A 15552-nucleotide genomic window follows, 5' to 3' on the forward strand; every position below is an offset into this window, starting at 1 on the left:
GGCAGACGGTGGGCCCCGCGGTGGTCGGACGAAATGTCAGACCTCCTCGGTGCCACCGCTCTCCTCGTCGTCTGTCTTCTCTTCCTTCGCCGCCGCAGGGGCCGCCCCCGGCTGGGGTTCGGCCACCGCCACCCGCGCGGGGCGGATGGTGCGCTCGCCGATGCGATACCCCGGCTGGAGGATCGCCACGCAGGTCGTCTCGGTGACGTCCGGCGCGTACGAGTGCATCAGCGCCTCGTGGATCGTCGGGTCGAAGGGCTCGCCCTCCTTGCCGAACTGCTGCAGGCCCAGCTTGGCGACGACCGTCTCGAGCGATTCGGCCACCGACTTGAACCCGCCCACGAGCTCGCCGTGTTCCCTGGCGCGACCGACGTCGTCGAGCACGGGCAGGAGCTCGGACAGGAGACCCGCGACAGCGATCTCCTTGACCGTGACCCGGTCCCGCTCGACGCGGCGGCGGTAGTTCTGGTACTCGGCCTGGAGCCGCTGGAGGTCGCCCGTGCGCTCTGCGAGCGCGGTGCGGACCTGGTCCAGCTGGGCGGTGAGGCCGACTGTCTGTACTGCGTCCCCGGCCGGGGACGCCCCCTCCTCCGAAGAGGGGGCGGCGTCCTTCGGCTCAGCTCCGTCAGGGGTGGCGCCGGAGGGGACGTCAGGCTTCTCCTCGAAGCCCGGAGTCTCCTCGGTCACACCGCACCGCCCTTGGCGTCCCGCTCGTCGTCCACGATCTCGGCGTCGACGACGTCGTCCGCGCCGTCGGCGTGCGCCTGGCCGGGCTGCGGGTCACCCTGCGGGCCACCCTCGGCCTGTGCGTTGGCGTACATCGCCTGGCCCAGCTTCTGCGAGACGGCCGCGACCTTCTCGGTGGCGGTACGGATCTCGGCGGTGTCCTCGCCCTTGAGCTTCTCCTTCAGCTCGGTGAGCGCGGCCTCCACCTCCGTCTTCACGTCACCGGGGACCTTGTCCTCGTTGTCCTTGAGGAACTTCTCCGTCTGGTAGACGAGCTGCTCGCCCTGGTTGCGGGACTCGGCGGCCTCGCGACGGCGGTGGTCCTCCTCCGCGTACTGCTCGGCCTCCTCACGCATCCGGTTGACCTCGTCCTTCGGCAGCGAGGAGCCACCGGTGACGGTCATCTTCTGCTCCTTGCCGGTGCCGAGGTCCTTGGCAGCGACGTGCATGATGCCGTTGGCGTCGATGTCGAACGCGACCTCGATCTGCGGGACACCACGCGGGGCCGGCGGCAGACCGGTCAGCTCGAACATGCCGAGCTTCTTGTTGTACGCCGCGATCTCGCGCTCGCCCTGGTAGACCTGGATCTGCACCGACGGCTGGTTGTCTTCGGCCGTCGTGAAGATCTCGGACCGCTTGGTCGGGATCGTGGTGTTGCGCTCGATGAGCTTCGTCATGATGCCGCCCTTGGTCTCGATACCGAGGGACAGCGGCGTGACGTCGAGGAGCAGAACGTCCTTGACCTCACCCTTGAGGACACCGGCCTGGAGCGAGGCACCGATGGCGACGACCTCGTCGGGGTTCACACCCTTGTTGGCCTCCTGGCCACCGGTCAGCTCCTTGACGAGCTCGGCGACGGCCGGCATACGGGTCGAGCCACCGACGAGAACGACGTGGTCGATCTCGGAGAGCTGGATGCCCGCGTCCTTGATGACGTTGTGGAACGGGTTCTTGCAGCGCTCCAGGAGGTCCGCGGTGAGCTGCTGGAACTGGGCGCGCGTGAGCTTCTCGTCCAGGTGCAGCGGGCCCTCGGCGGACGCCGTGATGTAGGGCAGGTTGATCGAGGTCTCCGTCGAGGAGGACAGCTCGATCTTCGCCTTCTCCGCGGCCTCACGGAGACGCTGGAGAGCCATCTTGTCCTTGGACAGGTCCACACCGTGACCGTTGGCGAACTGCTTCACCAGGTAGTCGACGACGCGCTGGTCCCAGTCGTCACCACCGAGGTGGTTGTCACCATTGGTGGCCTTCACCTCGACGACACCGTCGCCGATCTCCAGAAGCGACACGTCGAAGGTGCCGCCACCGAGGTCGAAGACGAGGATCGTCTGGTCGTCCTTGTCGAGCCCGTACGCCAGCGCGGCGGCGGTCGGCTCGTTGACGATACGCAGGACGTTCAGGCCCGCGATCTCGCCGGCCTCCTTCGTCGCCTGACGCTCGGAGTCGTTGAAGTACGCCGGGACGGTGATCACCGCGTCGGTGACCTTCTCGCCCAGGTACGCCTCCGCGTCGCGCTTCAGCTTCTGCAGGATGAAGGCGCTCATCTGCTGCGGGTTGAAGCTCTTGCCGTCGAGGTCGATCTTCCAGTCGGTGCCCATGTGGCGCTTGACCGAGCGGATGGTCCTGTCGACGTTGGTCACCGCCTGACGCTTGGCGACCTCGCCGACCAGCACCTCGCCGTTCTTCGCGAAGGCGACGACGGACGGCGTGGTCCTGGCGCCTTCGGCGTTGGTGATGACGGTGGGCTCGCCGCCTTCGAGAACGCTGACGACGGAGTTAGTCGTGCCCAGGTCGATGCCGACCGCACGTGCCATTTCAATTCCTCCAACTGACTACTTGAGTGGATCTGACTCAAGGATGCATGACACCCGCCTCAGAGTCAACAGACCTGAGTCGAGTCGACTCAACTATCGTGCACACACCACGCGCCACCTGCAGTTTCTCCGAGATCCGAGGGGTACATATCCGGGCACATGTCCGGCTCCCACTACCGGCGATCGAGGGTGACACCTGCCGACCCGACGGCCCACACGCCCCGCTCCATCATCGCCGCATGGGATCGTTCTGTCACAAAATGCCGCGAGATGCACAAAACCGGCATCCGACCCGTCCAACCCGGCAGGTGTGCACGATGCAGACGCAGATGACGGCGAAGCGCGCGCTGGATCTGACCCTCGGCTCGGTCCTGCTCGTCCTGGCCGCCCCCCTGCTCGCCGCAGGAGCCGTCGCGCTCGCCGCACGGCGGCCTCCCGGCGGCGTACTGACCCGCTCCGTGCGGATCGGCCTGGCCGGCCGGCCCTTCGTACTGCGCACCCTGCGCACCCGCCGACTGCGCCTCGACCTGCTCTCCCGGCTGCCTCATGTCGTACGCGGAGAGCTCTCCCTCGTCGGACCGGAACCGCTCACTCCGGACGACGAGCGGGCCGGAACCGCCGACGGAGCGACCGGCGGCACCGGGGACGGGGCCGGCGCGCGACACTGGCGGCAGGAGCTGAGACCCGGCCTGACCGGCCTGGCCCAGATCCGCTCCCGCTCCGGAATGCCGTGGGACGAACCGGCCCTGCTCGACCAGCACTACGCCGAGCACCACTGGCTGGGACTCGACCTGACGATCCTGGCGGCGGCGGTACACATTCCGCTTCGCGCCGCGGTCCACAGGCCCACCCACCGCGGCAAGGCACACCTGAGCGACACAGATCACCGACTGCGCGGCTACAGCGCGGCGGAATAAGTGGATAGTGTCAGCACAGACTGATTAAGTTACTGCTTAGTAATCGCTTGTACTCCGACACGTCCCACAAGTGCCGGATCCCACCCTCGCAGGCCCGAGGAGCCCCCAAATGCAACTCGCCGCGATCATCGTGTCGCTGGTGCTGACTGTGGTCGGCGTTGCGCTCATCGCCCGAGCCGTCGCGCAGATCTACCGGTTCGTCAAACTCGGACAGCCGGTCCCGGCAGGCAGCCGCACCGACAACCCGAAGCAGCGCACGATCACCCTGGCCAAGGAGTTCCTCGGCCATACCCGGATGAACCGGTGGGGGATCGTCGGCTTCGCGCACTGGTTCGTCGCCATCGGCTTCCTGACGCTGCCACCGACGCTGCTCCAGGCGTACGGACAGCTCTTCAAGGCCGACTGGGTGCTGCCGATCATCGGTGAATGGCTGCCGTTCGAGCTCTACATCGAGTTCATCGGCCTGATGACAACGGTCGGCATCCTGGTGCTGATCGCCATCCGGCTGCTGAACCTGCCCTCCCGGGCCGGCCGCAAGTCCCGCTTCGCGGGCTCCAAGGCCTGGCAGGCGTACTTCGTCGAGTACGTCATCCTCATCATCGGCCTGGCGATCCTGACCCTGCGCGGTCTCGAGGGCGCGATCCACCACGTGGGGGGCTACGAAGCCGCGTACTTCGTCTCGTACCCCCTGGTCCTCGCCTTCAAGGGACTCGGCCTCGGCGCGCTCCAGAACCTCATCTACTTCACCGCGATGATCAAGATCGGCACCTCGCTGATCTGGATGATCACGGTCTCGCTCAACACCAACATGGGTGTCGCCTGGCACCGCTTCCTCGCCTTCCCGAACATCTGGTTCAAGCGGAACGCGGACGGCGCGGTCGCACTCGGCGCGCTGCAGCCGATGACGTCCGGCGGCAAGGAGATCGACTTCGAGGACCCGGGCGAGGACGACGTCTTCGGTGTCTCCCAGGTCGAGCAGTTCTCCTGGAAGGGCATCCTCGACTTCTCCACGTGCACGGAGTGCGGTCGCTGCCAGTCGCAGTGCCCCGCCTGGAACACCGGCAAGCCGCTCTCCCCGAAGCTCCTGATCATGTCGCTGCGCGACCACGCGCACGCCAAGGCCCCGTATCTGCTCGCCGGTGGCGGCAAGGACATGGAGGGCAACGAGAAGGCGTCCGAGGAACAGCTGAAGGACGTCCCGGCCGCGGCTCTGGCGGAGGCCGAACGCCCCCTCATCGGCACGGTCGAGGAGAACGGCGTCATCGACCCGGACGTGCTCTGGTCCTGCACCACCTGCGGTGCGTGCGTGGAGCAGTGCCCGGTCGACATCGAGCACATCGACCACATCGTCGACATGCGCCGCTATCAGGTGATGATCGAGTCCGCGTTCCCGTCCGAGGCGGGCACGATGCTCAAGAACCTGGAGAAGAAGGGCAACCCCTGGGGGCTCGCCAAGAAGCAGCGCGTCGAGTGGACCAAGGAGGTCGACTTCGAGGTCCCGATCGTCGGCAAGGACGTCGAAGACCTGTCGGAGATCGACTACCTGTACTGGGTCGGCTGCGCGGGCGCCCTGGAGGACCGGGCCAAGAAGACCACCAAGGCCTTCGCCGAGCTGCTGCACATCGCGGGCGTGAAGTTCGCGATCATGGGTGGCGACGAGAAGTGCACGGGTGACTCGGCCCGCCGTCTGGGCAACGAGCCGCTGTTCCAGCAGCTCGGCCAGGAGAACGTCGCGATGCTGAACATGGCGTTCGGCGAGGACGACGAGGACGAGACGACGAAGAAGCCCAAGTCGTCCAAGAAGATCGTCGCGACCTGCCCGCACTGCTTCAACACCATCGCGAACGAGTACCCGCAGCTCGGCGGCGAGTACGAGGTCATCCACCACACGCAGCTGCTCCAGCACCTGGTGGACGAGGGCAAGCTGATCCCGGTGACCCCGGTCGAGGGTCTGATCACGTACCACGACCCGTGCTACCTGGGCCGGCACAACAAGATCTACACGCCGCCGCGCGAGATCATCGCGAAGGTGCCGGGTCTGCGGAACGAGGAGATGCACCGCCACAAGGAGCGCGGCTTCTGCTGCGGCGCCGGTGGTGCCCGGATGTGGATGGAGGAGCGGATCGGCAAGCGCATCAACAACGAGCGTGTCGACGAAGCCCTCTCCCTCAACCCGGACATCGTCTCCACCGCCTGCCCGTTCTGCCTGGTCATGCTGACCGACTCGGTCAACGGCAAGAAGAACGACGGCAAGGCGAAGGAGTCGATCCAGGTGGTCGACGTCTCGCAGCTGCTGCTCGACTCGGTGAAGACCCCGGCGGACCCGGCGGGCGAGCCGGAGTCCGAGAGTGCGCCGGAGCCGGAGCCGGTGAAGTAGCTTTCGGCCGCAGGAGGGGCTGATGGGGAACTCCCCATCAGCCCCTCCTGTCATTTCCGGCCCCTCCGCCCCCACCGCTACCCCTCCTCCACCCCACCGGCATCATGGGCGAGTTGCAGTCGAGGCACGGGCGGGGTCACAGCTGATGGTGCACAGGACGGTGCACCCGGGCGCCGACGGTGGCGGCTTCGTCGCCAAGAAGCCTCACGTCACCTTCTCCCCGAAGGAGTTCACCGCCTGATGCGTCCGTTCCGCCGGCTGTCCGCGTCCTTCCGCCCGCGTACGTTCCCGGCGGCGGCCGCCGTCCTGTGCGGCGCCGCCCTCCTCGCCGGCTGCACCGCCGACCCGCACCCGCTGACCTGGTCGAAACCCGACGCCGGGAAGCGCTCCGCGCACGGCCCGAGGCCGCGCTCGGCCGGGCCGTCTCCACCTTCGACGGCCCCGCCACCCCGGGCACCGGGGACGCCGACGGGGACGGCATTCCCGACCTGCTCCTGCCGACACCCGGCGCCCGGGGCGGCGTCACCGTCCGCTACGGCGCCGCGTCCGGGCTGGGGACGGGACGTTCGGACACGGCGCTCGGCACCGGGCGGCGCGAGGACTTCGGCGACGGGCCCGTCGTCGGCGAGGTGAACGGGGACGGCAAACCCGACGTCCTTGTCGACACCCCCGGCTTCCGCCGCCACGACGGAAAGATCACGCTGCTGCCGGGCGGCGCTTCCGGTGTGCCGTCCACCGACGGTGAGCAGTCGGTCGACGCGGAGAGCGACGGGCTGCCCGGCAGCCCGAACCCGCACTACTGGAACTACTTCGTCCACTCGGGCCCGCTGCTCGACGTCAACGGCGACGGACACGATGACGCGATCGTGTTCGGGGAGCTCTACAACAAGCGCAAGGGCCAGTACATCGTGCTGCGCGGCACGGCCGACGGCCTCGATCCGCACCGGTCGCAAGGGTTCACACCGCACGACATCGGCATACGACTCCGGATCGAATAGCCGCGCCCGGCCCGACGCCACGCGGACGTGGCGGCGGGAGCACCCGGCGCGAACGCGAGGTGGGGCGGGATCCCGTATCGCGAGGCCGACGAGGAACCGCCGTGCCCGGGCGTGGTCCCGGTGACGCCGGGAAGGGACTTCGGGGCGGTTTCGTACAGGCTGTGCTCGCCCGGCAGCGGGAGTCTCAGGGGAGGCCCCGCGCCTCCTCCCTCCCGCCTCCACCTCCCGCCCCAGAAATAGTTGCACCCCCCATACAACCCTCCACCCCCACCGCGAGTCTCCTGTTCGCCAACCGCAGGGCCACACCTGGGACAACTCCCGGCAAACGCCCATGGAACGCACCCCATTGACTGCGGATGCCCGCCAGGCATCCCCGCATGTTGCAGGAGAACCCGCATGCAGAAGCACAAGCGCACCCCCGCTCCTTCTCCCACGCGCATACGCCTCGCCACCGCGACGGCGGCGGCCGCCGCGCTGACCGCGGGGCTGCTCGCCGTGTCGGCAGGCAGCGCGTCCGCGGTGACCGGCGTGGCCCGCGCCGACGCCGATGCCGACTTCAACGGCGACGGCATCGGCGACACCGCCGTCTCCGCCTCGCACGCCTATGTCGGCGGCCACGCGGATGCCGGGCAGATCGCCGTCGTCTACGGCGGCACGGTCTCCAAGAAGTACGCGACGATCAGCCAGAACACGGCAGGCGTACCCGGCAACGCCGAGAGCGGCGATGTCTTCGGCGCAGACTCGGCGTACGGGGACTTCGACGGCGACGGATACGACGACCTGCTGGTCAGCGCCCCCGGAGAAGACGTCGGCTCCGACAAGGACGGCGGCACGGCGGCGATCCTCTGGGGCTCGCCCTCGGGCCTCACCGGCGGTACGACGGTCGCCGACCCGCGGCCCACCAAGCACGACGGCTTCGGCGGGCCGGCCGAGGCCGGCGACTTCAACGGCGACGGCAAGGCCGACTTCGCGATCGCGTCCGAGCACGGTTCCGCCACGGTGGACATCTTCACCGGCCCGTTCACCCGCACCAACACCACAGGCCGGCACACCACGCTCTCCGCCGCCGTCTACAGCGGCGACGGCGCGGGGGTCTGGAACCTCCACTCGGGCGACGCCAACGGCGACGGCAGCGACGACCTGATCGTCAACGGCTACTCGACCGAGACCGACTACAACGCCAACCTCTGGATCCCGGGCAGCACGTCGGGCCTGAGCGCGGCACGCTCCCAGCGCCTGCCCACCGGTGTCATCACGGATCTCGGCGACACGGACAGCGACGGCTACGACGACGTCGTCATCGGCAACTTCTGGGCCGACTCCAACAGCAAGGCCGAAAGCGGGGCTGTCTCCGTGGTGCACGGCACCGCGTCGGGCCCGTCCGCCGGCGACACCCAGAAGTTCACGCAGGAGACCCCCGGCGTCCCCGGCGGCAGCGAGGGCGGCGACGGCTTCGGTGCCGAGGTCGACCTCGGCGACGTCAACGGCGACGGCCACCTCGACCTGGTCGTCGGCACCCCCGGCGAGGACCTGACCGGCGGCGCCGACACCGGGGCGGCGACGGTCCTGTACGGCGCCGCGGACGGCTCCGGAATCACCGGCTCGGGCGCCCTGTTCCTCGAGCAGAACAACGCGTACGTCCCCAACACCAATGAGAAGAACGACCAGTTCGGTTCGGACGTCCACCTCGACGACCTCAACGGTGACGGCCGCGACGAGGTGTACGTGGGCGCGCTGGGGGAGAACGGCTCCAACGGCGCTCTCTACCCGGTCCGCGTGAACGCCGACGGCACCCTCGCCTCCTCCTCCGGCATCTACACCTCCACCCTCGGCATCTCCGCCACCGGCACCCCGCGCCTGGGCGCCAACTTCACGGACTGACGCCGGCCCCGCACCACAATCCGGCCGGGCCCGCGCATCCGTCGTGGGTCCGGCCTCCCCCCTCCCGGAAGCCTGACATCATGCGCAAACGCACCATCGCGACCGTCGTCGCGCTCACGGCGGCGGCCTTCACCCCCCTGACTCTCCCGACCACCCCGGCGACGGCCGCGCCCGCGAAGTACGCGGACGACTTCAACGGCGACGGGTACCGCGACCTCGCGACCGCCGCCGTCGGTGCCACCGTGGGCGGTGCGAGCCGCGCCGGCGCCGTAGTGGTCAACTACGGTTCGGCATCCGGCATCAGCGCCTCCCGGCGCACGGTCCTCAGCCAGAACTCCAGCGGTGTACCCGGCACCGGTGAGAAGAACGACGCCTTCGGTTCCGTACTCGCGTCCGGCGACCTGAACAACGACGGATACGCCGACCTCGTCGTCGGGACCGGCGGCGAGGACGTCGGCGCCGACACCAACGGCGGCACCGTCGTGGTCCTCTGGGGCAGCGCCCGTGGCCTGTCCGGCGGGACGACCATCGGCGATCCGGACCCGTCCGGCCACGATCTCTTCGGCAAGTCCCTGGCCGTGGGCGACTTCACCGGCGACGGCAGAGCCGACCTCGCGGTGGGCAGCACGGGCAGCGCAGTCTGGATCTACAGGGGTGGATTCACCAAGTCCTCCGGAGCCGCTTCCAAGTTCGAGCTGAGCACCGACCTGGAACCCGGCACCTCCCACGGGGCCAGGACGCTCACCTCCGGGGACTTCAACGCGGACGGCTACAGCGACCTGCTGGTCACGGGCTTCTACAACCCGAACAGCTACAGCGCCGCCGACGGCAGCCTGGTCTATCTGGGGTCCGCGGCCGGCATGGCCTATCAGGACATCCTCGCCGATGGCGACACCGTGGCCACCGGTGACCTCAACGCCGACGGCTACGACGACGTGATCGTCAGCTGGGCCTGGGGTGGCAGTCAGGGCGACGCAGGCGGCTCCATCGTCACCTACCTAGGTGGTGACGAAGGGGTGCGTACCGGCACGGCACAAGTCATCGACCAGGACACCCCGGGTGTGCCCGGCGACGACGAGTCGAGCGACTACTTCGGTAACGCGATCTCCATCGGCGACATCGACGGTGACGGACACGACGACGCCGCCGTCTCCAGTTACTACGAGAGCATCGGCGACGCCACGCTGGCCGGCAGTGTCACCGTGTTCCGCGGGAACCTGCGCGGCCTGTCCACGAGTGGGGTCAAGGTGGTCCACCAGGGCACCACCGGAGTCCCCGGCGCCAACGAGGACAACGACCACTTCGGTTCGGCCGTGCGGCTCGCCGACCTCAACGCGGACGGCCGCGCGGACCTCTCCGTCGGCGCGGACGGCGAGAACAGCGCGGACGGCGCCGTCTGGAGCCTGCGCGGCACCTCTTCGGGCGTGACCACCAAAGGCGCCGTCAGCTTCGGCGCGTCGGCCGTGGGCATCTCCACGGCCGGATACCCGTTCTTCGGAAACGTGATGGCCGACTGACCACGCACGTGCCGTGTGAGCGCAGTGAGCCCGTCCCGGGTGGTGGACAGCACCGGGACGGGCTCGTCGCTTTCGCAGAGGAGAAGGGGCCCTGTTCCCGGCCCTGCCCTGCCGGACCCTGCGTGGCCCTGGCCGCACAACCCTGGCAGCGCCCGGATCAGCCAGGCCCCGGCATCCCCCGCGTCGCCGAGGCCGGGGACCCCTTCGGAACCCCCTGACGGCCGACGGCCGCGGCGGCTACGGCGACGGCCTGCCCGACGCCACGGCCGGCTCCCCCGGCGAGAACGGCTCGCTCGGCGCGGCCTGGCAGCTGCGCGGCGACGGGGACGCCGCGCCCAGCCCGTTCTCCCCGCGCACGCTCGCACTGCCCTCGTCCGTCGATCCCCTGCGGTACGGATCCGTGCCTCCGACCGCCCCGTAGACACCCCTCACTGCTGCCTCGGGACACCCTTAGGGGATGTCACAGCTCGGCCGCAAAGCCGGGCCCGATCCTCCGGGCCCAGCACCTCACTGTCCCGGACCAGGTACGTTCGATTACGTGGCTGGATTCAGGATCGGACGCGGCCGGGACAACCGCACCCCGCAGCAAGGGCAACAGCAACCGCGGCAGCAGCCGTACGGCACGCAGGCACCACCGCCGCCGTACGGTCAGCAGCCATGGCCGCCGACGGGAGGCAACGGCACCCCGTACACAGCCGGCCGGCCCGGGGCACATCAGGGCAACGGCGGCTACGGCGGCGCACACGGCGAGCCCGAATACTTCGGCGACCCGTACAACCAGCCCCAGCAGCCCCACCGAGGCGACCCGTACGCCAACAACCCGGGTCACACGCAAGCGTTCAGCATCAACGAGGACCCGTACGGCGACGGCAACACCTACCGCGCCGGCCAGGCCCCCGCCCAGCCCGCAGGCCCCCGCCTGCACTGGAAGGACCTGCTGAGCGGCATCGTGCTGCGCCCCGGCCCGACGTTCTGGCAGATGCGCGACTACCCCGTCTGGGGCCCGGCGCTCATCGTCACGTTCCTCTACGGCCTGCTGGCACTCTTCGGCTTCGACCAGGCCCGCGACGACGCGATCCACGCGACGCTCTCCGCCGCCGTCCCGTACGTCGTCCTCACGGGCGTCGGCTTCGTCATCGGCGGCCTGGTCCTCGGCGCGGTCACCCACACCCTCGCCCGCCAGCTCGGCGGCGACGGCGCCTGGCAGCCGACGGTCGGCCTCTCCATGCTGATCATGTCGATCACGGACGCACCGCGCCTGATATTCGCACTGTTCCTGGGCGGCGAGAACTCCCTGGTCCAGGTCCTCGGCTGGGTCACCTGGCTGGCGTCGGCCGCACTCTTCACCTCGATGGTCAGCAAGTCGCACGACCTGCCGTGGCCGAAGGCACTCGGCGCATCCGCCATCCAGCTGATCGCGCTTCTGTCGATCATCAAACTCGGCACGATCTGACGCACCCGCACCACAGAAATGACCCCCGGCGCCTCGGCACCGGGGGTCATCCACTTTCCACTGCTGCTCCCGCCTCAGGCGTCGAGAACCTGCCCACTGCGCCGCACGACAGGCTTCTCGACACTCCACGGGAAGTTGATCCAGCGATCGGTCTTCTTCCACACGTACTCGCACTTCACGAGCGAGTGCGACTTCTCGTAGATGACCGCGCTGCGCACCTCGGCGACGTGATCGATACAGAAATCACGGACCAGCTTCAGCGTCTTGCCCGTATCGGCGACATCGTCGGCGATCAGGACTTTCTTGTCCGAGAAATCAATGACATTCGGAACGGGCGCCAGCATGACCGGCATCTCCAGAGTCGTCCCGACCCCGGTATAGAACTCCACATTCACCAGGTGGATGTTCTTGCAGTCCAACGCATACGCCAGTCCGCCCGCGACGAAAACCCCGCCCCGCGCGATGCTGAGCACCACATCCGGCTCGTAGCCGTCGTCGGCCACGGTCTGCGCGAGCTCCCGCACGGCATGACCGAACGCCTCGTAGGTCAGGTTCTCCCGTACGTCATTCATGGTCCGGCATCACACCTGAGTCCGATGGAAGTTCATGAACGAACGCGAGGCCGTCGGCCCACGCTGCCCCTGGTAGCGCGACCCGTACCGCTCCGAGCCGTACGGGAACTCCGACGGCGAACTCAGCCGGAACATGCACAGCTGGCCGATCTTCATTCCCGGCCACAGCTTGATCGGCAGCGTCGCGAGATTCGACAGCTCCAGGGTCACATGCCCGGAGAACCCGGGATCGATGAACCCGGCAGTCGAATGCGTCACCAGCCCGAGCCGGCCGAGCGAACTCTTGCCCTCCAGCCGCGACGCAAGATCGTCGGGCAGCGAGATGACCTCGTACGTCGAGGCGAGCACGAATTCGCCGGGATGCAGGATGAACGCCTCGTCCCCGTCCGGCTCGACCGTACGGGTCAGGTCCGCCTGCTCGACGGCTGGGTCAATATGCGGATAGCGGTGGTTCTCGAACACCCGGAAGTAGCGGTCGAGCCGCACGTCGATGCTCGAGGGCTGCACCATCGACGGATCGAACGGATCAATGCGGACCCGCCCGGCGTCGATCTCGGCCCGGATGTCCTTGTCTGAGAGAAGCACGTCCCGAGGATACGCAGAACGCGCGGGCCCGCCCCAACCGGACCGCCCCGCGCGCTCTGCCACAACCGTCTGCCGACGCCTCTACCGCTCCTCGAACACCACAGGAACGGCATGCCGCAACCGGGCACAACGCGGGCAGCGAATAAGCCTCCCGGGACCGATCCGACCGGCCCCGAGCTGCTGCATCGGGAACGAAGCGGTAGCGAAAATGTGCCCTTCGGCACAGCGGACGACGGTGCGCTCCATGGAGTCCATCAAGTCCCTTCCCCAACAAGCCTTGGACGAGAACGCCACATTAGGGGATGAAGAGGACGCCGCTCCAGGCGGCACTCCGACTACGTACGCTACGCCCCAACTCCCGCCCCCGGCACCCGCATCCACACCTCGGACACGACACCCAGGCCCCCGGCTCACGCACCGGGGGCCTGCCATGGGGTAGAGTGTGCGACGATGAGCGTTGATCAACCAGCGCTCCGCGCGGGTGTAGTTTAATGGTAGAACATGAGCTTCCCAAGCTCAGAGCGCGAGTTCGATTCTCGTCACCCGCTCCATACAAAAGCCCCAGGCCATCGGCCCGGGGCTTCTTTGTTGTCTGGACCAGTTCAAGCGTCCCGTGCCATATCCGTGCCAGATGCCTGGTCATCCACTGCTTCGCGCCGAGCCCGTACGAGCTGGTCGAGGCCGGCTGCCACCTCGCGCTGCCGCTCCAGGTCGGAATGCTGATAGATGAGCGCGGCGCGTTCGGTCGACTGCCCAGCGCGCACCATCGTGTCCTTCAGCGTCGCCCCGGAACGGGTCGTGAGCGTGTGCCCGGTGTGACGAAGGTCGTAGAAGCGGAAGCCGTCAGGAAGACCAACCTTCGTACGCGCAGCACGCCACTTCCGCCCGAAGGTGGACCGGCGGAACGGCTTACCCTTCTCCCCCACGAACAGCAGTCCGTCCGGACCTTTCTCGGCGTACCAGTCGAGATGCCGACGGAGGTCGGCCCGCAGAAAGGCCGGCAGGACCACGACCCGCTTGCCCGCTTCCGACTTGGTGTCGCCAGGAGCACGACGGCCGGTGGTCAGCTCGGGTGCGGCCATGCGGACGCGGATGGTCATCTCGTCCAGGTCGACGTCCCTGCGACGCAGCTCGGCCTGCTCCTCGGGCCTCAAGGGACCGTACGCACCGAGGAAGACCATCAGCCGCCAGCGAGGCCCAAGGGCATCGGCGAGCGCGTCGACCTGGGCGACGGTGGCGATCTGGCGTTCGGCAGACGACTCCTTTCCGGCGCCCCTGATCCGGCAGGCAGGGCGTGCATGGGGAGCTCCCATCCCGTCCACCGTCGACCCAGGCAGAGCCGAGCAGACGCGGCCCATGGCGTCCAGGTCGTTCGTACAGTGGCGCGCTCCACCTGGACGCCATGAACCACGCCCGCTCCACGGTGTGTGGGTCGACGGCGGACGGGATGGGAGCTGGGGAAGGTGGTGGGTTAATCCGGTTGGTCAGTTCACGCAGCCAGGCACCGGGACTGCGCTGCCAGCGCAGTTGGTGGGCTTGTTGTGCTTCACCTTGCTGTCGTTCAGGGCCACCGTGCCGGACTTGTTGTTGATTCCGCCGGGAGGGGCGCTGCTGGTGTTGTGCTCCACCTGGCTGCGGGTGAGCGTGGCGGTCCCACCGTTGTTGGTCAGACCACCGCCCTGGGCACCCGTGCCGGTGGAGGTGTTGTGTTCGATCTCCAGCCGCTTGGTGCTCAGCGTGCCCTCGTTGTAGACGCCACCACCCTGGGCGTTGGTCCCCTCGGCCGAGTTGTGTCCGATCTTTCCGCCGTCAATCGTCACCGTGGCGGCCACTCCCTGGTTCGAAATCCCCCCGCCCACGCCCGGCGCGTTCGCCGTTGCGGTGACCGTGTTGTGCTCCACACGGGTGTGGTGCAGGTTCACCTTGCCGGCGTTGAGGTTGAAGATCCCTCCACCGCCCCTGAAGCCACCGGTGCTGGCTGCGCTGTTCGAGAAGATCTCGGAATCATCGATCGTCGTCGGGCCGCTGTTGGCGAGTCCGCCACCGACGCCGCCGGTGGCGTTATTGCTGATCGTGGTGCCGTCGGCGATGGTGAGGTCGCCTCTGCTCGAGATGCCGGCGCCGAATGCTGCCGAGGTGTTGTCGCGGATGGCACTGTGACGGATCCGCACGGTGGCAGAGGCGAGAATGAAGAAGCCGCCGCCGTCGAAGGCGGTGCCGTTCCTCACGGCGCTACGGGTGAGGTCGATGGTCCCACCCGCATTGGCGATGTTGCCGCCGTCGGTGGCGGTGCCGTTCGTCACAACGCTACGGGTGAGGCTGAGTGTCCCACCCGGAATGACGAGGATGTTGCCACCAGCAGTACCCGGGACGCTGCCGTTGCGGACGGTGAGATCGTTGAGTGCCAGGTTCCCGGGTCCATCGATTTCGAAGATGCGGAACAGGGCTGCCGTCGTCGGGTCTCGTTGGATGGTGGCGTCGCGTCCATTGATGGTGAGTTTCTTGGTGATCACGGGCAAAGCGTTGTTGGCGTTGTCCGGCGTGGTGTAGCTGTAGACGCAGTTGTGGGCCAGCACCAGCGTGTCCCCGGAGTTGGCGCTAGTGATCGCGTTCTTCAGTGCGGTCGGGTCACAGGGCACGTTGGTTGTCGCGGCCTGGGCCGTCGCGGGCATGGCCACCAAACTCACCACCATGCCGGCCACAGCGATCGCACCG

General features: G+C 68.2%; 11 protein-coding genes, 1 tRNA gene and 1 pseudogene. 7 read left to right on the forward strand and 6 right to left on the reverse strand.

The genetic code is table 11. From position 1 onward, the window contains the following. Positions 1–36 precede the first annotated feature (36 nt). Positions 37–687, reverse strand: coding sequence for a nucleotide exchange factor GrpE (gene grpE / locus OHA88_RS23120; protein ID WP_326604953.1), 651 nt, complete (start codon positions 685–687; stop codon positions 37–39). Then, a complete protein-coding gene (dnaK, locus tag OHA88_RS23125) occupies positions 684–2537 on the reverse strand; it encodes a molecular chaperone DnaK (RefSeq protein ID WP_326628562.1) in 1854 nt (617 codons plus the stop codon). Before dnaK ends, grpE begins: the two co-directional genes overlap by 4 nt. 317 nt (positions 2538–2854) lie before the next feature. Between dnaK and OHA88_RS23130 the strand changes: the two genes are divergently transcribed. The 6 genes from OHA88_RS23130 (at position 2855) to OHA88_RS23155 (ending at position 11680) form a co-directional block, all read left to right on the forward strand. Continuing rightward, complete coding sequence (locus tag OHA88_RS23130) at positions 2855–3454, forward strand: sugar transferase (protein WP_328626902.1); 600 nt, start codon at positions 2855–2857, stop codon at positions 3452–3454. Between the two features lie 109 nt (positions 3455–3563). Beyond that, complete coding sequence (locus OHA88_RS23135) at positions 3564–5831, forward strand: (Fe-S)-binding protein (RefSeq protein WP_328626903.1); 2268 nt, start codon at positions 3564–3566, stop codon at positions 5829–5831. 308 nt (positions 5832–6139) lie between these two features. Further along, complete coding sequence (locus OHA88_RS23140) at positions 6140–6829, forward strand: FG-GAP repeat domain-containing protein (protein WP_328626904.1); 690 nt, start codon at positions 6140–6142, stop codon at positions 6827–6829. A gap of 396 nt (positions 6830–7225) precedes the next feature. Next, positions 7226–8710 carry an FG-GAP and VCBS repeat-containing protein gene (locus OHA88_RS23145; protein ID WP_328626905.1) on the forward strand — a complete coding sequence of 495 codons (1485 nt, stop codon included), beginning with the start codon at positions 7226–7228 and terminating at the stop codon, positions 8708–8710. Between the two features lie 80 nt (positions 8711–8790). Then, positions 8791–10227 (forward strand): FG-GAP repeat domain-containing protein, encoded by a 1437-nt coding sequence (locus tag OHA88_RS23150; protein ID WP_328626906.1) that lies wholly within the window; start codon positions 8791–8793, stop codon positions 10225–10227. Between the two features lie 538 nt (positions 10228–10765). Next, positions 10766–11680: a Yip1 family protein gene (locus OHA88_RS23155; protein WP_328626907.1), complete on the forward strand. Its 915-nt coding sequence runs from the start codon at positions 10766–10768 to the stop codon at positions 11678–11680. 74 nt (positions 11681–11754) lie between these two features. Here OHA88_RS23155 and OHA88_RS23160 read toward each other — a convergent pair whose 3' ends face one another. Together OHA88_RS23160 and dcd are read right to left on the reverse strand one after the other, a co-directional pair. Beyond that, a complete protein-coding gene (locus tag OHA88_RS23160; RefSeq protein ID WP_267003717.1) occupies positions 11755–12252 on the reverse strand; it encodes a phosphoribosyltransferase in 498 nt (165 codons plus the stop codon). A 9-nt stretch (positions 12253–12261) separates the two neighbouring features. Then, entirely contained in the window at positions 12262–12837 is a 576-nt protein-coding gene (dcd, locus tag OHA88_RS23165) for a dCTP deaminase (protein ID WP_030977663.1), read from the reverse strand. Positions 12838–13314: 477 nt separating this feature from the next. On the opposite strand from dcd, the gene OHA88_RS23170 reads away from it, so the two are divergent. After that, positions 13315–13388: transfer RNA gene (locus OHA88_RS23170), tRNA-Gly, on the forward strand. A 51-nt stretch (positions 13389–13439) separates the two neighbouring features. Here OHA88_RS23170 and OHA88_RS23175 read toward each other — a convergent pair. Next, a pseudogene (locus OHA88_RS23175) lies at positions 13440–14132 on the reverse strand (tyrosine-type recombinase/integrase); the annotation flags it as partial. A 189-nt stretch (positions 14133–14321) separates the two neighbouring features. Beyond that, positions 14322–15539, reverse strand: a complete 1218-nt coding sequence (locus OHA88_RS23180) for a hypothetical protein (protein WP_328626908.1) — start codon at positions 15537–15539, stop codon at positions 14322–14324. Positions 15540–15552 lie beyond the last annotated feature (13 nt).

Origin of the sequence: Streptomyces sp. NBC_00353 (genome assembly GCF_036108815.1) — a bacterium.
Lineage (GTDB): Bacteria > Actinomycetota > Actinomycetes > Streptomycetales > Streptomycetaceae > Streptomyces.

What these genes read in the sequence shown, in the direction of transcription:
- dnaK (WP_326628562.1), bottom strand. Translation starts at nt 2,537, where the DNA reads ATGGCACGTGCGGTCGGCATCGACCTGGGCACGACTAACTCCGTCGTC.
- OHA88_RS23130 (WP_328626902.1), top strand. Translation starts at nt 2,855, where the DNA reads ATGCAGACGCAGATGACGGCGAAGCGCGCGCTGGATCTGACCCTCGGC.
- OHA88_RS23135 (WP_328626903.1), top strand. Translation starts at nt 3,564, where the DNA reads ATGCAACTCGCCGCGATCATCGTGTCGCTGGTGCTGACTGTGGTCGGC.
- OHA88_RS23145 (WP_328626905.1), top strand. Translation starts at nt 7,226, where the DNA reads ATGCAGAAGCACAAGCGCACCCCCGCTCCTTCTCCCACGCGCATACGC.
- OHA88_RS23150 (WP_328626906.1), top strand. Translation starts at nt 8,791, where the DNA reads ATGCGCAAACGCACCATCGCGACCGTCGTCGCGCTCACGGCGGCGGCC.
- OHA88_RS23160 (WP_267003717.1), bottom strand. Translation starts at nt 12,252, where the DNA reads ATGAATGACGTACGGGAGAACCTGACCTACGAGGCGTTCGGTCATGCC.